Genomic DNA, 19811 nt, shown 5'->3' on the forward strand with positions numbered 1-19811 from the left:
TCCGGATCTCCGACGATGGGCGGTGGGCCGGCCGGACGCCGACTCCTACTGCCACGCCCGGGCATGCTTTCTGTGCTGACCGAGATTCTCTTCCAGACCACTCGCGGTCAGATTCCCGTCGACCACGACAGGCCGGCCACCGACCACGGTGTGCCGGACCTTCGGAGGTCCACACCGAAGCCACATATCGACCGGATCGGTGCACGCACCGGCATACCCGATCCCGGTCGTATCCCATACCGCGATATCGGCCTGCATCCCCGCAGCGAGCACACCGACTTCTCCGGCCCGGCCGAGACATTCCGCGGCGCCGGCCGTGGCCATATGCAGGGCGTCCCGAGCAGCGAAGGCGGTCGGACCACCGTGTTCACGCGCGAGCAGCAACGCGGTTCGCGCCTCGAGCCACGGCTGAGCCGTACCCGCCGACGCCGCCCCGTCCGTGCCCAGCCCTACGCTGCAGCCCGCCGACAGCATCGCCGGAATCCCGGCGGCCGCACCGCCCAGCATCAGATTCGAACTGGGGCAATGCGCGACACCGATATCGGCGGCGGCGAGCGCTCCCGCATCGGCCTCGGTCGCGTAGATACCGTGCGCGATCCATGCCCGGCCCGACCAGCCGGCGTCGGTGAGGACCTCGACCGGGGTGCGGCCGAAATCCCGCATCGCGGCGTCCGCCTCACCGGGCACCTCGAACAGATGCAGGTGCAGGCGGGCGTCGAAACGCGTGGCCAGGGCCGCACACTGTTCGAGCAGTTCGGCGCTGCTGCTCGGCAGCGCCGTCGGCCCGAGCGATACACGGGTGAAGGAGGCGGGGCCAGGGTCGTGGCACGATGACAGCAGTTCCTCGCTGAGCCGCAGGATCGTATCCGCATCCTGCGCACCGGCCACCGGCGCTCGCGCGCTGTCGACGTATCCCCGGCACGGATCGAGTCTGAGGCCGATCTCCGCGGCCGCGCGCAGCGACGCCTCGATCAGCCCTGGCTGCGGGTGCAGGTAGATGTTGTCCGCCGTCGTCGTGCAGCCCGCGAGCGCGAGCTCCGCCAGGCCGATCCAGGCGGACAGATAGGCGGTCTCCTCGTCCAGCCGCGCCCAGATCGGCCGCAGCTGGTTCAGCCAATCGTCCAGACCACTCGAACACGCGGGTGTGTAGGCGCGGGTGAGGTTCTGGAACAGGTGGTGGTGCGCGTTGACGAGACCGGGCGTGACGATCGTGCCGCGCGCGTCGAGAGTCCGGCGCGCGGCTGGTTCCCGGCCGGAGGAGCCGATCGCCGCGATCGTCCCGCCGTCACACGCGACCCAGCCGCCCTCGATATCGTCGCCGCCGGTGACCACCCAATCCGCGTCACGAATCAGGAGGTCGACCATCGGGCACTCGTGCGGAGGATTCGCCATCAAGCGACTCCGGTCGAACGCAGCGCGGTCCAGTCGTCGCGATGTGACAGCACATCGCTGCCGGTCTCGGTGATCAGGACCATATCTTCGATGTGCAGGATCTCGCGGTTCGGGCCGTATGTGTTGGGCTCGATATTGACGACCATGCCGGCCTCGAGCACCACGTCGTCGCGCTCGTGCAGGACCGGACGTTCGGTTCCACCGATGCCGATGCCGTGTCCGATCCCGATATGGCCGTAGTTGAAGAGTTCGATGCCCAGGTCGTCGCACTGCTGCCGGGCGAACCGGTAGACATCACCGCAGCGGCGGCCGGGCTTCATGAACTCGGCGACCCGGCGATTCAGTTCGTATTGGCGTTCGTACGCGTCCCGCTGGACCTCTGTGGGTGCACCGACGACGCCCATGCGTCCCGCGTCGGTGTAGAAATACCCCTTGTACCGTGACTTGACGTCGAGCCGGAGCCAGTCGCCCGCCTCCAGCGGCCGAGTTGTCGGCGGGCCGATACGCGCCGCGTTGGGGCCGCCGCCGATCAGCGGATCGACGGTACTGAACCCGGCCGCCTGCATATGCGAGATGAGACGATCCGCCACGGAACGCTCGGTCTCGCCTTCGGACGTCTCGGCGATGGTGCGCGCGATCGCCTTCTCTGTGAGAGCGGCCGCCTCCGCGATCACCGCGATATCCTGCGGGCTCTTCACCATTCGAAGCGTCCGGAGCATATCGTCGAACCCCACCAGTTCGGCGTTCGGGAGCAGCGTGCGCAGCAGGTCGTGAACGACGACCGGCATGCGATCGGCCTCGATTCCGAGCCGGATCGCCTCGGGGTACTTCTCCGCCAGGAATTCGGCTACCAGGTCCATGATGCCGCCTGGGAACAGCGCGCCGCGCTCGTCGTAGCCGAGCACCTCGAAGTGCGGAGCCATCAGGCCGACCGTCGAGACGGTCTCCGCACTGGTGAACACCGTCGCGCCGCCGTCACGAGTCACGACGACGACGTTCGGCCGATCCAAGGCACTCGCCGATCGCAGCGGTGCACCGGCCGCGAACTGCACATTCTCGAGACCCATGAGCAGGACGGTGTCGAGGCCACGCTCCCGCAGACCTCGAGCCATACGCTCGATCGTCCCAGCGGCATAATCCGGTTGCGCTGTCATGACTCACGTTCCGTTCGTTCGATGGGACCAGAGGGAATCGCCGAAAGACCTGCCCGCCGAAATGACGAATCGATCGATGGCGTGAAGGCATCGGGGTCGCCGATATTCGCGTGACAACCACATGCGCACGCACCGCTGACGGGGATATGGCATTTGGCGGTCACGGAACCGACGGGCGACGGGAAGGCAGTAGCGCCCGGCGTGAGGGAACGGCATTCGATCCGCCCGCGGCCACGCGAACATACGGATTCGAACGCGCATCCCACTGCGGGAATGCGTTGCGGTCGGCCGAACGCGGTAGCACCGCGCCGCAGCTGTGCCGTGTACTGATTGCGGGGCCGGTCGACCACCAGTCGGGCGGGGCCGCGCTCGACGATTTTGCCTGCGAGGAGCACCTGCACGGTGTCGCAGAAATTCGATAGGAGGTTCATATCGCTGCTCATGACGATCAGGGCCACACCCCGGTTGCCCGTCACCGCCCGCAATATGGCGGACAACGACGGATTGCGCGCGATCCGCCCCATGAGTGGATCATCGACCACGATCACCTCGGGGCGCCGAGCCAGCGCCAGCGCCAGGAGTGCCCGGACCTGCTCGTCCGGTGAGAGATCGTCGAATCGACTGCCGAACGCTTCTGCACCTCGAAGTCCGACCTCGGACATCAGTCCGTGCGCTCGGTGTCGCGCCCACAGCCGAGTATCGACGGCATGATCGGCCCGGATCACCTCACTGATCTGCCGACCGACCCCCGAGCCGGAGGCGAACCGTAGCCCTGGGCCGTCGACCCGGACGATTCGAGTGAACAAACCGGCCGATCCCTCATCCGGATCGGCCAAGTTGTATTCGGCATCATCGAAATCCATACGGCCGGCAGTGAGAACCTGTCCCCACCCCGCCTCACCTACGAGAACCCGCGCGAGCGCCGACTTTCCCGACCCGCGCCCACCGGTGACACCCAGCCGCTCGCCCCGGCGCAGGTCGAAGTTGATATCGGCCAGCACGGGAACTTCGCGATCCCTCCTGCTGGCAGACCGGACGTTTCGCACGCGCAGAATAATTTCTCGCTTCGCGACCCGCGGGCCGGACGAGGCAGGAATGTGCACGGCGGTCATCACACTGCCCCTTCCTGAGTTCACGAGGTTCGAGATTCGGGCGTTCACCCGTGAAGAGTGTGTCTTGCCCGAGCCATACTCGTAAAATGCTAATTTGCTCGCTTGATATGCCCGCCTTGCTATACCGGTAAAAACCGGAAACCGGTCAGCGCAGGTCGTCGGCGTTCGCGATTTCGCGCAAGCTCACGATGAGAGCCTCCGCTGAAGGGCTCAGGGTGCGCTCGGCGGATCTGGTGAGTCCCACACTCTGCCCGATGGGATCCAGCGCCATCGGTAACGTCGTCAACCGCGCATCGTCACGCGCGATGAGGCTCGGCAGGACCGCGATCATATCGGTCTCGAGGAGTAACTGGCGCACAGTAAGAAAAGAGGTGGCCTCCACGCGATTCACCGGGAGCGCGACACCATTGCGGACGAAGAACTCCTCGAGTTCTCGTCGCAACACAGTCTCCACACCCGGCAGTATCCACGGGAAATCCGCCAACGCCCCCAAAGTGACGGCCGCGATACCGGCCAAGGGATGACCGGATCGGACCACCAGCTCGACGGACTCCTCATAGAGATTCTCCCTGATCGCATTCTGGTCCGTCGGCGACGTCAGCCGGCCGACGATGAGGTCGACGCGGCCGGCCTCCAACTCCACGAGCAGCGCCTCCGGGGTGCCCTCTCGCACTATGACCGTCACATGCGGGCGCACAGCCTTCAGACTCGCAATCGCCCGCGGGAGCAATACATTCGAGCCCGCGAGATGAGTGCCGACTACTACGGTGCCACGGTCGGCGTCCGCCAGCTCGGTCACATGCCTGCCCGCCAGCGTGAGCTGGGCTATGACAGCACGAGCGTGCCTGGTGAATGCCTCACCGAAGATTGTCGGCGTGATACCTCGCGACCCACGCTCATACAGGTTTACTCCGAGGATCGCCTCGAGATCGTGCAGGCTGCGCGTAGCAACAGGCTGGGTCATATGCAGCGCCGCGGCCGCACCCACCACACTTCCCTGCCTGGTTAGTGCGTCGACCAGCACCAGATGCTTGACCTTGAGGCGCCCGTCGAGCAGATGAGGAATATCCACGCATGGCACTTAACCACCACACACCGTAGACATATAGCCGTTTCACGTATATTTTACACTGTGTCATACCAATTTAGACATGGCCCGCATATCGCGTGAGAAGGCCGTGCGAATGGCTCTGGAACGGCTCGATGCAGCGCACGTCCCCGGCTGCCGATTCCTCGACCAGAGCCCGGGCTACCGGCGATGTCGGCGACGGTAGCCCGGTGGACCGGGGGCGCCCTCGGTGCCGCTCGACCGGGTTACCTGGCGGTGTGCCGCTGGACCTGCGCGTAGAGCGCCGTCGCCGCCAGCGCGATGATGCCGACGAACAGGTATTGCCATGCTTGGGAGAGCCCGAGGAAAATCGTCGAGTTCTCGATCAGCTGCAGGAACAGCACCCCGAGCAGCACACCGATGAAGCTGCCGCGACCACCGAAGATGGAGGCGCCGCCGAGCACCACCGGGGTGATGGGAGGTGAGGGTGTAGGTGAGACCGGCCGTGGGATCTCCGACACCGATCTGCGACATCAGCAGTAACGCACCGACAGCGGTGAGCAGCGAACTCGCGATATAGGCCAGCAATTGCACCCGCCCGACCGGGATACCCCGATAGTGGGCCGCCGACTCGTCGGAACCCGCGCCACGCAGCCGCAGCCCGGCGGAGTTGCGCCGGGACAGGTATTCCAGCGAGGCCAGCAGACCGGCACCGATCAGCACCGCGACCGGAATCGGCCCGATCCGGGTGTTCAGCACATCCACGACATCGAGGGCAATGTCACCACCGGGAGCATCCCGCAGGACGAGCGAAACCCCTTGCAGCGCCGTATAGGTGATCAAGGTGGCCACGACCGGGCTCACCCGCGCGAACCTGATCATGGACCCGTTGAGCAGGCCGACGACGAGCGCGAGTGCCGCCATCAGCACGAATCCCAGCACCCACCAACCCCAGCCGTAACCTTCGACCACGAAGAAGGAGGCGACAACGACCAGTGTTCCGGCCAGCGGCCCCACCGACAGGTCGATACCACCGGTCAGCATCACCACCAGCTGCCCGGCGGCGATGAACAGGATCGGCGCCAGCAAAGCCAGCATGCTGCCGATATTGAACGCGGAGAGGAACCGTTCACTGTGGGTGTAGCTGATCGTGGCCAGCACGAGAGCGGCGATCAGGAGCACCAGGCTGGGCGTCTGCTGGCTCGCGATGAACCTCCGGAATCCACTGATCGAGCCGGTCGCCGCCGCGGCTTCGGAAACCGGGGCTTCGCCACGACCCGCGGTCAGTGACGCTTCGGTGATGGCGTGCTCGGTGAGCATCTCGCCGGAGAGTTCCTCGACGATCCGGCCGTGCGAGAACACCAGTACCCGGTCACACAATCCGGCGAGCTCGACATTGTCCGAGCTCGAAACCACCACGGGGATACCCTCTTCGGCGGTATCGCGGAGGCGCCCCCCGCGGCGAATTCACCACGGATGCGCCCATCGCGACGACATCCTGGTGGTCCACGAGCGCATCCTCGTCGCACTGCGCAACAGCGACCCTGCCGCCGGCGCCGCCACGATGCGCGATCACCTGCTCGAGACCACCCGGTTGCTCATCGCCCAGTCGACCGGCGACCAGACCCTCGCGGACGCCTACCGACCCCCACCGCTACCCATAGCCGGTGCTTTCTGAGGTGCCCATCAGGAGCCGAGCGATCCCTGACGCGCGGCCGACGGAGGGTCCATCGGCCCAGCGGCCATGAGGCCGATGGCAGTCGACGAGGCTGCTGCGCGCGCGTTGTCGGTGTCGGCGATGGTCGTTTTGAATTGGGGGCATTCGACCAAGGGTTCATGGGTGCAGATCGCCGCGTGGTGCAGGCTGTCGCGCATGCGGGTCAGCCGGGCGATGTCGTGGTCGAGTTGGCTCGCCCGTCGCGCGAGATGTGCGCGTAATTCCGTGTCGTCCGGCGTCGCGGTCAGGAACCGCTGGATCTGGGCCAGGGTGAAACCTGCTCCACGCGCACAGTCTATGAGCGTCAGCCGATCGAGTACGTCGGGATCGAACGTGCGGCGCAGCCCGTTGCGGCCGGCCGAGTCGATGAGTCCGCGCCGTTCGTAGAACCGCAGGGCCGACGGCGCCAACCCGGACCGGTCGGCCACCTCGGCGATATCGAGTAGTTCCATGCCTGTTCTCCTTGACTTGAACCATGCTTCAAGTTGAAGGATAGCTGCATGAGCACAGCGAACACACCCACATCGGGGTTGCATCCCCAGGTGCAGACATATCTGGAACGAATCTCGCGCGCAGGCTTCGCGGAACTACACACCTTCACACCCGAGCAGGCACGCGAGGGACTGCGACGCCAGATCCCGATGCTCGGCGAACCGGAACCGGTCGCCGCGAGCGAGGACCGTGTCATCTCGTTGGCAGGCCACCAGGTCCCGATCCGGATCTACACTCCGGCCGGTGTGGCGCCTATGCCCGTGGTGGTCTTCTTCCACGGGGGCGGGTTCGTTGTCGGCGACCTCGATACCCATGACGGCCTGTGCCGTAACCTCGCCAACGGCGCCGCCGCCGTCGTCGTCTCGGTCGGCTATCCCTTGGCGCCGGAGCATAAATTCCCCGCTGCAGTGGATGTGGGTTTCGCCGCTACGAAGTGGGTCGCCGCACAGGCCGATAGTTTCGGCGCCGACGGAAACAGGATCGCGGTCGCGGGCGACAGCGCCGGAGGAAATCTCGCCGCGGTCGTTACGCATATGGCACGCGATCTCGGAGGACCACCGCTGGCCTTCCAGTTGCTCATCTACCCCGATACGGATTTTCGGCGCAGCAATATCAGCATCAAGGAGTTCGCCGGGAGATACGGAAACATCACGCGCGCGGGCCAGCACTGGTTCATGGACAACTATCTGCACGGCGCCGAGGAAAAGCTCGATCCGCGTGTCTCGCCGCTGCTGGCCACCGACCATTCCGGCTTACCGCCGGCGCTGGTCATCACCGCCGAATACGACGCGCTGCGGGACGAGGGCGAAGAGTACGCCGCCGCGCTGGCCCGCGCCGGGGTACCGGTCGAGGTCAGCCGCTACCCAGGAATGATCCACGAGTTCGCGCGCCATCCGTTCGACGTCAGTGCCACAGCGCGATCCGAAGCCGCCCTCGCACTACGCCGGGCATTCGCCGAGGCTTCCGAAAAGTAGGGAGGATTTGTCCACTCGGCAAAACGAGATCACCCTCGTCGGGGCGGCATCCGTTGGCTCGCCGCCCCACCGCTGTTCATCAATTGATCTCGACGCCGGATCCCGGCCGGCTACACCACTACCCCTGTGTCGGACGGGTGGTGCCGGTGGAGGTTCAGCTCTGGGTGGCTCGTGTGGCTACGCGTTCAAAGGAGTCGCGCCGACGATGTGCGGGGCCTGATCGACTGGGGCCAGAACCGGGATTCGTCGCGCTGTTATCAAGCGGTAGATACTGCTCGGAGGTGGGTAGCGTGGGTGAGCGCTCGGAAACGAGCGCGACGGAGGAGAGCGTATATGCCCACGGTGCGGCGGTACTGGATCGAATTCGATCTGGAGCACGATCCCTTTCTCTGGCCACAGCTGAGCCAGGGCGTCGGTGTGACCGGATTCGACGAACGCGATTGTTTGTCGATGGCGGCGGATCTGCTCCCCGACGACGCCGAATTGCCCCCGGTACGCCACATCAGAGCCGACATCTCGCTGGCCGAGAAACCTCCGGTCAACCCTCCTGGTCTCGGAGTCCCGGTGTGGCGCGGCGTCTGGTATCCGCCCAGCAACCTGCGGACCGGGCCGCTCTGGCGTCCCCGCGGCGTCGGCCGAAACCCCGCCGTACCCGCCCGCGGCCCGAGACGCCTCACCGATTCACCCGGACAAGCCGGGGCCACCGTCCGCCCCGATCCCTTGCCGGAGTGGTGGGACGAAATCCCGCATGTCGACAGTCTGCTGTGGCCGGTCGGCAACCTGCCCTACACCCATCTCGGCGATCAGATGTGGCGTTACGCACCCGACCTGCGCAAGGCCATCGCCGAGGAGTCGAGCTACGGGGACATGGTGCGCGAGGCTCTCGACTACGTGATTGCACGGCGCCCGCCGCCCAGCGATTGGTTCGACCCGAGTACGACCGAGTTCCTCGATCAACGGCAACAGCACGAATATCTGCGAGCCTTTCGCGACTACTTGTTCGGCCACCACCCGTATCCGATCTACCCGCCCCGCAAACTTCCGCCCGACGCAGTAGCCACACCGGCCAACGAACAGAGAACAGATCCCCGGGCACCGAACGACCTGTAGTCCCGCAAACCGGGCGATCCACTCTATCTTCGAGCCACTCGTCGAGGAGCCGACGTCCAACGACCAAGACGGCGTGTGCCTATCGTGACGACCTGCCTGCGCCGGGACGCAACCGACTATCGGCCACACCACCGCACGATAAAGGCCCCCAGCGGGGAGAAGGGATCCCCGACTTCGGAGATGACCATGCGACGCTCGATCTTCGAGATACCACGATCTAGGCTTCGCGTCATGATCGGTGATCTCGGCTTCCTCTGCTCCTGTTGCGGGGCGCACCACTATCGGCCTCCCCCGCCCCCCAACGAACGCCTCTACCTCCACCGCTGAGCCTGCGCTGGTCCAACTCCTGCTACGAAGGCCAGCCAGCGTCGCCCGGACGGAGAGTCCTCAACGGAATATTTGTCGGTGGACCTCCCGTTTCGCGCGTAACTATCCGAGATTCATACGCACGACCGTCGGCCCCCGTGACGACCAACCCGAACCCGCCGGCGAGCCAACTCACGGTAGTTCGTTCGACTTCCCGGCGATCCGTTATTCCGGCAGCCCGACATGCCTCGAGCTTCCCGATCCACTTTGCCTGTGTCCAGGCATCCTCGTTCGAATTGGCATCCAGTTCGATGATGGCAACCAACTCAGCGCTATCCATGACGTCGCCTCTCCTTGTATGCACATGACAATCATCGCCGTCGAAGGATCCATCGGCTACCCAGCCGTACTTGGTGGGTCCGTGTATTCGCGGCCGCGTATTCAACCGAAAGGTCTTATATCGTTATCGGTCAGCGTTACTATTCCGAGCGTAGCACCGTCGGCAGCAACAAATTCCACTTCGTATGACGCGTCACGAGAGTCTGATCCATAGACGGCTACCACTGCCCCCGCAGTGTCGGCAGGTATTTCTCCGCTACCTGATTCAGGCCAGAAATCCCGGGTTTCGGGGGACACTGCGTGCACGAGTTTCACCACATCACCTTCGCTGTACACTCCACTCCTCTACTTTTTGGACGGGATCGCGGTCACCAGCCGAACAACGCCGTCTTCATTTTTGATCCAAGCAAAATTGACCTCGATCGTCTTGCCATTCGCCCCAACGATCGGAATAGTCTGGTTGTATTTGGTTCCGTATTGTGTCGTACCGGTCTCGACAGCAGTATCGGGATCGAACTTGATCTGACGCTCCAGATCGGCCTGATTTTCCTTGGTATATCCAAGAGCTTGTTCGAACCATTTTGCCTTCGGACCGCCGACGGGGTGATCTTGGTTCAGAAGATAGTTCGTCAGCTTCTTGTTGACACTATCTTCAGTAGATCCTGGCGTGGGAGCCTTTGAGCTCGGGGCGTCCGGTTTCCGATCACCTATTTCGTCGCCGCGCTTTTTGACCAGATCCATGATGCGCTGCATCCGTTGAGCTGTCGCCGCGGCCGACTTCTTGATGAAAACAACAGTTTTGATCTTGAAATCGTCGATCACCTTGCGTAGCTTGCCAACGTAACCGGCAACCTTCTGCACGTAGCGCCCGCCACGGATTGCCGTAACTGCCGCCGCTCCCATTCCGAAGGAAACGACCGACGCACCAACGTACAGAACGAGGTCGACAGCGATATCCTGCCCGATATCGAGTGCCATCTGCTCGAGAACTGCCGCGAGCTCCGAGCGTTGCTTTCGGTGCGCTGTTTCTTGATCGCGGCACGCTGTTGCGAGGTCGGCGAAAGCTTCGACCAGGTCCTCAGCAGCCGACTTCATCTCCCGCAGATCTTCATCGATGAACGAGGCATCAGGCGCCGTTACTGTCTGGAACAGAACAGCTGCCCGCTCCAGTTCCGAGGAGAGGCCAGTGGTAGCGGAATCTGTCGCCATGGCGCTCCAGCACGAAGCAGCCCTACCCAGCTTATCGGCATCTCCATCAGGAATCGGCACTCCGATCTGGGTTGCCAGGTCCAGGCCATCGTCTACCAGTCCACTGCCCGGACCGCCCGCCGAGGCCGGCGTCGCCGGACAAGCCATGAACGCGGGTTGTGGGGTAGCGGGACGCTGAGGTACCGGACCGTTCCCGTCGTAGTCAGCGATCGCGTGGTTGTAGCCAGCCTCTATCAGAATATCGGCATAGTTGTCTATTGCGCCGATCAAATTCTTGAACAGAAGGTATACGTCGGTCGTCTCCCGATCGTAGGATTCCGCCCACGTCCTACCTTCACCGATACTGCCGGCCATATCTTTCGTATCGAACGCCAGCTTGCCGAACTGTGTACGTACAACGCCGTAGAATGCGACTGCCGCAGAACTGCAAATCGTCGCCGCCTCGTAGTAGACGCTCGGGGCAACGCTGATAAACGTCATCGCCCGAACATCTGCCGGTTCGCCTCGATCGCAGCGGTATACCGGTCACGCGCAGCCACGGCCGCCTGCCGCATGACATCGATCCCTTCTGCGACATCCGTCGCCCCCGCCGCCCACTGCCGGAACGCATCCGCATGGGCGATCGCTGCTTCACCGCTCCAGGTTTGGTGCAGTGCCCCCATCCGCTGCTCGAGACCGGTGAGGCTGTCGGCCAGGAATCCGACGAAGTTCCCTACACGTGATGTGATGTCCTCCAACTCCGCCAGATCGACCTGAAACGCTGTTTCGTCCAATGCATCCCCTCCTTCGACTCGCTCAGATGTTCAACGAGCCATAGCTCTGCGAGTTGCTGTCATCCTGCTCGACGTAGGTTCGGCTGTTGACCCCGAGCAACTCCGCGATGTTCGCCAGAGCGTCCAACACCGTTATCGCCCCCTGCTTCGCCTCTTGCCACCCTGCCCGATACGACGTGGCCGAAACGCCCTTCCAGACTTCGAGGAAACCGTCGATATCCGTATCCAGAGAACCCAATGCGGTCACCAATGCGTCCGCTGTCTGCTGGACGAACTGGCCCGCGTCGACTACCTCGTCCGGAACTACTTGTAGCGCAGGACCCCGATCCTCGGTTTCGGACACAATGCACCCCCAGAACTTGCGACGATCGGCTCACCCTACCGCGGAGTCGGCACGCCCGTCGGAGCGATGTCGGCGAGCCCGATTCGAAGCATGCCGCCGCGCGATCGGTAACGTTCGTCCGGCGGTCGCGACGTACCATGCAGTGCGGGTAAGGAGGCCGAGCCACCACATGCTCGGAACCGCGCGCAGGGGCGGCTTCGCACACCGAGTACTGCCGGATCAGGGAGGGAAGTGCATGAGCCAGCAGCCGCTGTTGCGGGAGTCGATCGATATCAGGGAGTCGATCAGCACCTCCGATTTCGTGCTCGAGCTGGCGAAAGCGGTCACCGACGAGGGCAATCGGGCAGGCATTACGGGACTACGTCGTGACCGATCGGCTGGCCGGCAACTTCGACGAAGCCCTCTCGCTGATCAAATCGGCGCTCGACGGGAACACCTCCAAACCCGCCTACCTGCACGGTTCATTCGGTGCCGGAAGATCGCATTTCATGGCGGTGCTCTACGCGCTGGTCCACGGCGACATCGCCGCCCGCAGCCGGACGGAGTTCGATCAGCTGCTCACCAAACACTCCTGGCTGCTCGACGGTGACAAGAAGTTCCTCATGGTTCCGTATCACATGATCGGCGCCAAAACGATGGAACAGCGGGTGCTCGGCGGCTACGTCGACCATGTGCAGCGGCTACACCCGCAGACTTCGGTACCGCTGGTGTACGGCACCGACGCGCTGTTCACCAGTCTGCGTCACCTTCGGGAAACCATGGGCGAGAACGCTTTTCTCGCTGCCCTCAACCGGAATTCGGCAGATGTGGAGGAAGACGAGTGGGGGGATTCCGATTCGTCGGCGTTCTGGACGACCGACAACCTCGACCTGGTGCTCTCGGCTGCCGAGTATTACGACGACGGCCGAGAAGACCGGCCCGCGCCGAAACTCAATCTCGTGGAGCCCGCCACTCCCCAGGATTTCCGGGGCAAGCTCGTCAACGACGCCACCATTACCCGGCTCCCCGGTTTCATCCGGGACGCCGCCGAGAACGAACAGGGCTTCGTCTCGCTCGACGCCGGGCTGGGGGTGACCTCCCAGCACGCGAAATCCCTCGGCTACGACGGGTTGATCCTGTTTCTCGACGAACTGATCCTCTGGCTCGCCGGACTGATCCACGACCAGAAATTCGTCTAGAACGAAGCCGGGAAGATCACCAATCTGAAAGAGGGCGGTGACACCCGGCGGGCCATCCCGATCGTCTCGTTCATCGCCCGCCAGCGTGACCTGCGTGAACTCGTCGGCGAGGAATTGTCCGGCGCGACCGAAGCCTCCATCCAGGACACGCTGAACCTCGCCTCCGGCCGGTTCGACGTGATCCGGCTCGAGGACCGCACCCTGCCCGAGATCGCCCGGACACGGCTGCTGCGCCCGCGCGGCGACGAAGCCGCGGCACAGATCGACGCCGCGTTCGAGCGCACCAAGAAGCTCGGCCCGCAGGTCTGGGACACGCCGCTGGGGTCGGATAAGGGCACCACAGGGGCCGACGAGTCGTTGTTCCGGCTCAGCTACCCGTTCTCACCCGCGTTCCTCGACACACTGGTGCATATCTCGGCGGCCCTGCAGCGGTCACGTACCGGCCTCAAGGTCATGGCCAGCTGCTCGCCGATCACCGCGGCGATCTGCGCCTCGGCGATCTGGTGCCGGTGGGCGACCTGTACGAGCAGCTCGCCCGCGGCGGCGACCGGCCGTTCACAGCAGATAAGAAGGTGCTGTTCGATGCCGCCGACAAGCTGTATCGCACAGCCGAGGAATGGCTGATTACTCTCACGACAGCACGCGCCGCACTCCCCGATCTCGAACTGCCCACCGTTGATAGTCGGGCTGTGGACGGACTGAAGTTCTCCGATGTGCTCCCACTTGATCTCGCCGGAGCGACCGCCTCCGCTCGACTCGCCGATCTCGACGGCGCAAGCCGAGTACTCAGCGAGAATGTACGGTTCCTCCGCATCGCTTGAGCGTTCACACACGGAGGCGGCTCGCTTCTACCAGTATCCGTTCCGAGAGGCCGTCCGCGTGACCGCTGACTGGACGCTCCGGCCGGTCCCGGGCGTCTATCTCACGATCCGCCTAGCTGAACCGGCCAACAAGCGAGAAATTTTATCAACGCTGCGGCTTGAAACCAACTTTCAGCCACGCGAACGGTCGAAGCCGAAGCCCTCCCCTAACCGCCCGTGGGTGTAGTGGTTGTGTCCGGAGGGGAAATCGACCACTACGCCCACGCGCTCAACCACCGAAAAGTCCTGGATATCAAGCAAGCGTAGCTCCTGGTCTGCCCCAACGCTCAGGCAGAAAGGCCACTGTAGGTGCACCCCGGACATCGGTTCATCGGACGGAGCGGCTTTCGCCGGTCGACACCGGAGGCGGACCTTGGTCGTGGCAAGCACCGAACCCTATGCCCCGTCCTTCCACTGACTGGTCCAATTGAACGCTCCGAGTAGTTCGAGCGCTCGGGCAGATGAGGCGATACCTCGGTCGCCCTCGCTTCGAGGGCGACCGAGGCGTGCGTTCGCCTGTGCACTTTCTGCTCGGTGCGGTACCGCCGCCTTCGCGCAGCGCCAGGGCGGAGTTGCTCGGCGCCGTGCTCGACACCGATACCACCCGTGCGGTGTGTACCCCGCCGCACGGACTGGCCGACGACGCCCGCCCCGCTACGGTGACTTCCCGCCCGGGGTGCCGGGTATCGCTGCCGGCCGACGTCGTGCGCTCACGCCCTGGCGGCGGCCAACTCCGCGTCGACTGCGGTCGCTTCCCGCCCGAGGATCTGCTCGAACGCCGCTGTCAGCGCCTGCGCCGGATCCGCGACCAGCGATTGCGCGCGCCAGCCCACGATGTGATCCGGGCGCACCAGCACGACTCCGTCCTCACCGACCTCCGAGAGCCGCGCGTAGTCACCGTAGGTGTCCTCGAAATCGCCACCACGCCCGATGGTCTGCACCCGGATCGGCACTCCGAACCGCTGCGATACGCTCGCCGCGGCGGCCCGCCATGCCTCGCCGCACAACCCGGTGAGCACCGTGAAACTGCCTTTGCCACACAGATCGAACAGGGCGACGCGACGCTCGTCGCGGGTGAGCCACACATGCGGCAGATGCCGCCCGGGCCGAGTCGTCGAGACGTAGTGGATTTCCTCGTCCACGGTGGATGCCGGTTCGGGGGTGCCGTCGGCGACGACCGATCCGGACACGTAGTGCTGGTTGGTCTCCACCCCGTGGGTGTTGAAGCACATGAGCGTGGCCTGCATCGCGGAGTCGAACGCGCGGCGCCTATCCGCTCCGTCGGCGGTCGGCGCTTCGAGAGCTTCGACGGCCTCCCGCATCGACTGGTCGTCCGGCGCGGGCGGCAGTTGCAGCGCACCGAACAGCGGACCCATCAGCGCGTTGCTCCGGGTGGCGCGATCGACGATCTGCCTGCCGACGGGCACCCGTTCCTCGCGATAGCTGTCGAGCAGTGTGGGGGCGGCTTCGCCGCGCAGCACCATCGCCAGCTTCCAGCACAGGTTGTAGCTGTCCTGGATGGAGGTGTTGGAGCCGAGCCCGTTCATCGGCGAGTGCCGGTGCACGGCGTCACCGGCACAGAACACACGGCCGCGCATATTGTCCTCGGCGTAGACCTCGTTGACGGCCCAGGTGGACATGGACTCGATTCGAACGGGCACGGTGTCGTCGCCGATGAGCTGATGGGCGATGCGGACACCTTCGGCTTCGGTGAGCGACGGCTTGCCCGCGGCCGGATCGTATCCCCAGACGCCCATCCACTTGGTCCACGGGCGAATCATCCGCAGCACCCCGATACCGTTGCCGTCGTGCCCCCTTCCTGCCTGGAGGAACCAGTACATATCGCCGGGGCGGTGTTCGACGAACCGGGTGAGATCGGCATCGAACACGACGTTGATCGATCCGCCGTGGCCCATCTCGCCGACCATCGGCAGCCCGAGCAGCCGGGCGACCGTCGAGTTACCGCCGTCCGCTCCGATGAGGTAGCGGCTGCGGATGGTGTACTCGCCGCCGCTGAGCCGGTCGCGCACCCGGGCGGTCACCCCGGTCTCGTCCTGTTCGAAGTCGATCAGTTCGGTGTGGAACCGGACCGACGCGCCGCGCGCCGACGCGGCCCCGATCAGGATCGGTTCGAGCAGGTTCTGCGGTAGGTCGCATACCGAGCAGGGGCTGGCGAGATCGTGTTCGGCCTTGAAGCTGGGGTGTGTGTACCAGGTCCGCAGCCGCCCGAACTCACGTCCGGTCATACTGGCCGCGTATACGTGCTCACCCATGAGGTGCTGCGGGGTCGCCTGGGTGATCACCTCTTGTTCGAGGCCGAGGTCGCGGAAGACCTCGACGGCACGCTGGTTGGTGATGTGCGCCCGTGGCGAGTTGGCCACGCCGCCATGCTTGTTGAGCATGATGGTGTCGATTCCGTAGGTCGCCAGCAGAGCGGCCGCCGCCGAACCGGCCGGGCCCGCGCCGACGACGAGGACTTCGGTGTCCACGATTGTGCTGTTCATTTCCGTTCTCCTGATGGTCGGTGCGGTCAGTGCCGGTGGCCCCACAGGTCGGGGCCGGGGATCTCGACGACTTCCCACGTGTCGTCGTCGATCAGGACCCCGCCGCTGCCGACTTCGGTGTGCACACCGACCGGGGATTGGGCGTAGAAGGAGAACACCTGGTCGTTGGTGTGGCGGCCCAGCGACATCGCCACCGGCACGTCGCGGTCGAGCACCAGATCGTAGGTGCGTCCCACCTGGTCCATATCGGGCACCTCGAGCATGAAATGGTGCAGGAACGGCTCGTGGATGCCGAAGGCCGGACCGTCCACGAACGCGATGCTGTGGTGCCGTGGGTTGGTGTGCATGAACGTCGCGCGGAAGGGGCTGCGCATGGTGTCGCTGATCTTGAACCCGAGCACGTCGGTGTAGAAATCCTGCACCTTCTCGATATCCGGACTGGCGAGCACGACGTGCCCGAGCCCGAGATCGCCTGTGATGAAACGATCGATATCGCCACGCGCCGAGGTGAATTCGCCGTCACCTGTCACCGCGCCGTGGAACAGCTCCACCCGGTTGCCCGCCGGGTCGCGGAAGTGCACCATCCCGGCGACCCGCCGGACCTCGAGGTCCCGCGCGCTCGCCTCCACGGCCTGTACGCCGTGGTCGGAGAGCTCGTCCATCGCCGCGCTCAGCGCGGCGGCGTCGTCGACCTCCCACCCGTAGAACGCACCACCGTCGGTATCGGCGTGTTCGACGGTGACCCGGTGGTGGCGGTCGTCGATCCGGAAGTGCGTGGCGCCGTCTTCCCCGGCGACCCGCTGCATGCCGAGAATATCGGTGGCGTAGGTGGTGAAGGCCTCCGGCGACCGAGCCGAGAGGCCGAGATAGCCGAGTTGCTTGATATCCATGGGGTCGTGGTCCTATCCGATGTGGGCGAGATCGTCTACGCGGCGGGCAGTGGTTTCGTCGGTGGCGAGGAAGTCCAGCAGGAGCGCCGCGTACCGGCGCCGATGTTCGATCTGGACCCAGTGGCCACAGTGGGCGAACACGTACAGGTCCGCATTCGGGAGGTGCTGCTGCAGGTACACGCTGGAATCCGGTGTCACGAAACGATCCTCACGACCGTGCACCACGAGGAACGGATGCGTCATCCGGCGCAGCGCGGACGGCGGGACCGCCACCTCCGCGGGCGAGGAGGAGAAGAAGCGTTCGTAGGATCGGCGGATTTCGGGACGCATCGCCTCGCGGTGCCGGTCGGCGACGATCTCGGAGATCGGGCGGTCGAGCCGGTTCTCGTCGTAGACGAACCATGTCATCAGGTTCTGCAGCGCCTCGACCGACGGATCCTTGTAGAAGGACACCAGCCTCATGATCTCGGGCGTCGGGTTGACCTGCCCGCCCGCGCTGCCCATCAGCGAGATTCGCTCGAACCGTTCCGGCGCGGCCAGCACCAGATGCATCGCCAGGGCGCCGCCCATCGAGTTGCCGACCAGATGCGCGCGGGCGATGCCGAGCGAATCCATGATGGCGAGCACCTGATCCACCCGCAACCGGATCCAGCCGAGCAGGCTCGCCGGCCCGTCCTCGGGGTGGTCGGTGCGCCCGTAGCCGACGAGGTCCGGGGCGAGGACGCGGTACCGGTCGGAGATTTCCGGGATGAAGTCCTGCCAGTTCGACTGCGCGGTGGCACCGACGCCGCCGCCGTGGAGCAGGATGACGGTCTCGCGGTCCTCACCGCCGGAGTCGAGCAGGTGGGTTCGGTACCCACCGGTGTCGACGACCCGTTCGATGGTAGCGGTCATGCTGAATCGATTCCTCACTTGTTCGTTGGGATTGCGGCGTCATGACTTCGCTCGATTGCGGAAGGATTCGCGACGCCCGCTGTGATGCACCTCACGATAGGGGGCAGGTGCCACACTCCGCTTCGGTCGATCTGTCGACGCTTTGCCATCGGAATCCGACAGATTGTCGGAAGACTCCCGGCGTGCGGCGGCGCAGGATGAGAGGCCGACATATTGTCGAAATTCGCAGGTCCGAGTATGTTCACCGGCGCCGGCGGTGGCTGGGAAGCATCGGCGTCGGCGTCGGCGCCGATGGCCTGGTCCGACACCGTGTCGGACAGCGCCGGGAGAAGGGAAGCATTCGCTGATGAGTCTCGACGATTCGATCCAGGACCTCGCTGATAGCCTGCGGACACCACTGGTGGTGCTGGACCTGGACCTGAAGGTCGCGGCGTACAGCCTCCACGACACCGACGAGCACCGCGCCCACCTCGCGCAGCTGCTCGCCGGTTCGTCGACGGTGCTCACCGCGGCATCAGTGAAGGAGCTCGGATTGCCGGAGGCGAAACGTCCGGTGCGGATCCCCGCGGACCCCGACCGGATGGTGATACCGCTACGGCACGAGAAGCGGCTGCTCGGCTATCTGTACTACGCGGCGGACCAGGCCGAACTCACCCCGGACGCGACCGCGGCCATCGAGTCGGCCTCCGCGGAGATAGGGGCGATGCTCGCGGTTCGCCTCGCGAATCGCCGCCACCACGACGAGCGCGCGAAGGCACTGCTCGCGGCCCTGCTGAGCGAGTCGCGGACCGACCGGACGCGGGCCGCGGACGCCTTGCTACGCGAAGGCCTGATCGAGGACGTACCGCACTATTCGGTGCTCGTCCTGCAGGCCCCCGATCCGCTGCCGCGTTCGCTGCCCGGCCTCGCGGCCGAGGCGTTGCTCGACTTCGTCTCGCGCGCGACGACGGTTCGTGTACTCGGCGCCGTACTCGGCTCGGAGGCCGTCGTACTGTTTCCCCGGTCCGTTCATCGGGATCGGCTCGTGGAGACACTCGGGGTGCCCGCGCTCCACCGTGTCATCGCGGGAGTCGGCAGCGTGAAGCGGTCCCTCGGTGATGCCCTGGAGTCCTACCACGAGGGGCAGATCGCCTGCCGTGCATCGATTCTCGATCCGGCTCGCTACGGAGGCCGAGTGTTCTGGGAGGACCTGCAGGTCGATCGGCTCCTGCTACAACTTCCCATGGAGCGGTTGACCGCCAACGACTTCCCGGCGGGGGTACAACGCCTGCTCGCGGCACCCAACGGTCGCGAACTCGCCGCGACACTCGAGTCCTATCTCGACAACGGCGGTGAGGTACAGCGCACCGCGCGTCGGCTCAACGTGCACCGCAGCACCCTGTACTACCGCCTCGACCGAATCCGCGAGGTGACCGAATGCGATATCTCGGACGGCGCCATCCGGCTGGACCTGCATACCGGATTGCGCGTCGCGCGGCTGGCGGGGTTCCTGGGGTAGCGACCCGGGCGCCACGAG

General features: G+C 65.0%; 20 protein-coding genes. 6 read left to right on the plus strand and 14 right to left on the minus strand.

What is annotated here, in order from left to right; all coding sequences use genetic code 11:
• Positions 1–45: 45 nt before the first annotated feature.
• From ACZ6SF_RS22445 to ACZ6SF_RS22465, 5 genes are all read right to left on the minus strand, one after another.
• A complete protein-coding gene (locus tag ACZ6SF_RS22445) occupies positions 46–1365 on the minus strand; it encodes an amidohydrolase family protein (protein ID WP_466064127.1) in 1320 nt (439 codons plus the stop codon).
• Between the two features lie 26 nt (positions 1366–1391).
• On the minus strand, positions 1392–2504 hold the full coding sequence (locus ACZ6SF_RS22450) for a M24 family metallopeptidase (protein WP_466064129.1): 1113 nt from the start codon (positions 2502–2504) through the stop codon (positions 1392–1394).
• A gap of 38 nt (positions 2505–2542) precedes the next feature.
• On the minus strand, positions 2543–3658 hold the full coding sequence (locus tag ACZ6SF_RS22455; protein WP_466064130.1) for an ATP-binding cassette domain-containing protein: 1116 nt from the start codon (positions 3656–3658) through the stop codon (positions 2543–2545).
• A gap of 145 nt (positions 3659–3803) precedes the next feature.
• Positions 3804–4730 carry a LysR family transcriptional regulator gene (locus tag ACZ6SF_RS22460; protein ID WP_466064132.1) on the minus strand — a complete coding sequence of 309 codons (927 nt, stop codon included), beginning with the start codon at positions 4728–4730 and terminating at the stop codon, positions 3804–3806.
• A gap of 177 nt (positions 4731–4907) precedes the next feature.
• A complete protein-coding gene (locus tag ACZ6SF_RS22465) occupies positions 4908–6125 on the minus strand; it encodes an ABC transporter permease (RefSeq protein WP_466064133.1) in 1218 nt (405 codons plus the stop codon).
• An 82-nt stretch (positions 6126–6207) separates the two neighbouring features.
• Between ACZ6SF_RS22465 and ACZ6SF_RS22470 the strand changes: the two genes are divergently transcribed.
• Entirely contained in the window at positions 6208–6384 is a 177-nt protein-coding gene (locus ACZ6SF_RS22470) for a hypothetical protein (protein WP_466064135.1), read from the plus strand.
• An 8-nt stretch (positions 6385–6392) separates the two neighbouring features.
• Here the strand turns inward: ACZ6SF_RS22470 and ACZ6SF_RS22475 are convergent, their stop codons facing one another.
• Positions 6393–6875 (minus strand): MerR family transcriptional regulator, encoded by a 483-nt coding sequence (locus ACZ6SF_RS22475; protein ID WP_466064136.1) that lies wholly within the window; start codon positions 6873–6875, stop codon positions 6393–6395.
• Positions 6876–6923: 48 nt separating this feature from the next.
• On the opposite strand from ACZ6SF_RS22475, the gene ACZ6SF_RS22480 reads away from it, so the two are divergent.
• The gene (locus tag ACZ6SF_RS22480) at positions 6924–7889 is read left to right on the plus strand and encodes an alpha/beta hydrolase (RefSeq protein WP_466064138.1); all 966 of its coding nucleotides are present in this window, start codon (positions 6924–6926) and stop codon (positions 7887–7889) included.
• A 333-nt stretch (positions 7890–8222) separates the two neighbouring features.
• Entirely contained in the window at positions 8223–8999 is a 777-nt protein-coding gene (locus ACZ6SF_RS22485; protein ID WP_466064140.1) for a hypothetical protein, read from the plus strand.
• A gap of 747 nt (positions 9000–9746) precedes the next feature.
• Here the strand turns inward: ACZ6SF_RS22485 and ACZ6SF_RS22490 are convergent.
• Genes ACZ6SF_RS22490 through ACZ6SF_RS22505 form a run of 4 tightly spaced genes read right to left on the minus strand, consistent with a single transcriptional unit; the run spans position 9747 to position 11969 of the window.
• Positions 9747–9980: a DUF4926 domain-containing protein gene (locus tag ACZ6SF_RS22490; RefSeq protein WP_466064142.1), complete on the minus strand. Its 234-nt coding sequence runs from the start codon at positions 9978–9980 to the stop codon at positions 9747–9749.
• A gap of 9 nt (positions 9981–9989) precedes the next feature.
• Complete coding sequence (locus tag ACZ6SF_RS22495; RefSeq protein ID WP_466064144.1) at positions 9990–11333, minus strand: DUF6883 domain-containing protein; 1344 nt, start codon at positions 11331–11333, stop codon at positions 9990–9992.
• The gene (locus ACZ6SF_RS22500) at positions 11330–11626 is read right to left on the minus strand and encodes a WXG100 family type VII secretion target (protein WP_466064146.1); all 297 of its coding nucleotides are present in this window, start codon (positions 11624–11626) and stop codon (positions 11330–11332) included. Before ACZ6SF_RS22500 ends, ACZ6SF_RS22495 begins: the two co-directional genes overlap by 4 nt.
• 22 nt (positions 11627–11648) lie before the next feature.
• Positions 11649–11969 carry a WXG100 family type VII secretion target gene (locus tag ACZ6SF_RS22505; protein ID WP_466064147.1) on the minus strand — a complete coding sequence of 107 codons (321 nt, stop codon included), beginning with the start codon at positions 11967–11969 and terminating at the stop codon, positions 11649–11651.
• Positions 11970–12334: 365 nt separating this feature from the next.
• Here ACZ6SF_RS22505 and ACZ6SF_RS22510 point away from each other — a divergent pair, with 365 nt between their 5' ends.
• Entirely contained in the window at positions 12335–13147 is an 813-nt protein-coding gene (locus ACZ6SF_RS22510) for a hypothetical protein (protein ID WP_466064149.1), read from the plus strand.
• A 114-nt stretch (positions 13148–13261) separates the two neighbouring features.
• Positions 13262–13771: a hypothetical protein gene (locus ACZ6SF_RS22515; protein WP_466064151.1), complete on the plus strand. Its 510-nt coding sequence runs from the start codon at positions 13262–13264 to the stop codon at positions 13769–13771.
• A 368-nt stretch (positions 13772–14139) separates the two neighbouring features.
• Here the strand turns inward: ACZ6SF_RS22515 and ACZ6SF_RS22520 are convergent, their stop codons facing one another.
• The 4 genes from ACZ6SF_RS22520 to ACZ6SF_RS22535 all read right to left on the minus strand — a co-directional run bounded on the left by ACZ6SF_RS22520 (position 14140) and on the right by ACZ6SF_RS22535 (position 18295).
• Positions 14140–14268, minus strand: coding sequence for a hypothetical protein (locus ACZ6SF_RS22520; RefSeq protein ID WP_466064152.1), 129 nt, complete (start codon positions 14266–14268; stop codon positions 14140–14142).
• 449 nt (positions 14269–14717) lie between these two features.
• Positions 14718–16511, minus strand: a complete 1794-nt coding sequence (locus ACZ6SF_RS22525; protein ID WP_466064154.1) for an FAD-dependent oxidoreductase — start codon at positions 16509–16511, stop codon at positions 14718–14720.
• A gap of 26 nt (positions 16512–16537) precedes the next feature.
• Positions 16538–17401: a VOC family protein gene (locus tag ACZ6SF_RS22530; RefSeq protein WP_466064156.1), complete on the minus strand. Its 864-nt coding sequence runs from the start codon at positions 17399–17401 to the stop codon at positions 16538–16540.
• Between the two features lie 12 nt (positions 17402–17413).
• On the minus strand, positions 17414–18295 hold the full coding sequence (locus tag ACZ6SF_RS22535; RefSeq protein ID WP_466064158.1) for an alpha/beta fold hydrolase: 882 nt from the start codon (positions 18293–18295) through the stop codon (positions 17414–17416).
• 346 nt (positions 18296–18641) lie between these two features.
• Between ACZ6SF_RS22535 and ACZ6SF_RS22540 the strand changes: the two genes are divergently transcribed.
• Positions 18642–19793 carry a PucR family transcriptional regulator gene (locus tag ACZ6SF_RS22540; protein WP_466064159.1) on the plus strand — a complete coding sequence of 384 codons (1152 nt, stop codon included), beginning with the start codon at positions 18642–18644 and terminating at the stop codon, positions 19791–19793.
• Positions 19794–19811: the final 18 nt, after the last annotated feature.

The organism is Nocardia sp. NPDC049935, assembly GCF_055586645.1.

What these genes read in the sequence shown, in the direction of transcription:
- ACZ6SF_RS22530 (WP_466064156.1), bottom strand. Translation starts at nt 17,401, where the DNA reads ATGGATATCAAGCAACTCGGCTATCTCGGCCTCTCGGCTCGGTCGCCG.
- ACZ6SF_RS22525 (WP_466064154.1), bottom strand. Translation starts at nt 16,511, where the DNA reads ATGAACAGCACAATCGTGGACACCGAAGTCCTCGTCGTCGGCGCGGGC.
- ACZ6SF_RS22450 (WP_466064129.1), bottom strand. Translation starts at nt 2,504, where the DNA reads ATGGCTCGAGGTCTGCGGGAGCGTGGCCTCGACACCGTCCTGCTCATG.
- ACZ6SF_RS22540 (WP_466064159.1), top strand. Translation starts at nt 18,642, where the DNA reads ATGAGTCTCGACGATTCGATCCAGGACCTCGCTGATAGCCTGCGGACA.
- ACZ6SF_RS22485 (WP_466064140.1), top strand. Translation starts at nt 8,223, where the DNA reads ATGCCCACGGTGCGGCGGTACTGGATCGAATTCGATCTGGAGCACGAT.
- ACZ6SF_RS22480 (WP_466064138.1), top strand. Translation starts at nt 6,924, where the DNA reads ATGAGCACAGCGAACACACCCACATCGGGGTTGCATCCCCAGGTGCAG.
- ACZ6SF_RS22535 (WP_466064158.1), bottom strand. Translation starts at nt 18,295, where the DNA reads ATGACCGCTACCATCGAACGGGTCGTCGACACCGGTGGGTACCGAACC.
- ACZ6SF_RS22445 (WP_466064127.1), bottom strand. Translation starts at nt 1,365, where the DNA reads ATGGTCGACCTCCTGATTCGTGACGCGGATTGGGTGGTCACCGGCGGC.
- ACZ6SF_RS22455 (WP_466064130.1), bottom strand. Translation starts at nt 3,658, where the DNA reads ATGACCGCCGTGCACATTCCTGCCTCGTCCGGCCCGCGGGTCGCGAAG.
- ACZ6SF_RS22495 (WP_466064144.1), bottom strand. Translation starts at nt 11,333, where the DNA reads ATGACGTTTATCAGCGTTGCCCCGAGCGTCTACTACGAGGCGGCGACG.
- ACZ6SF_RS22475 (WP_466064136.1), bottom strand. Translation starts at nt 6,875, where the DNA reads ATGGAACTACTCGATATCGCCGAGGTGGCCGACCGGTCCGGGTTGGCG.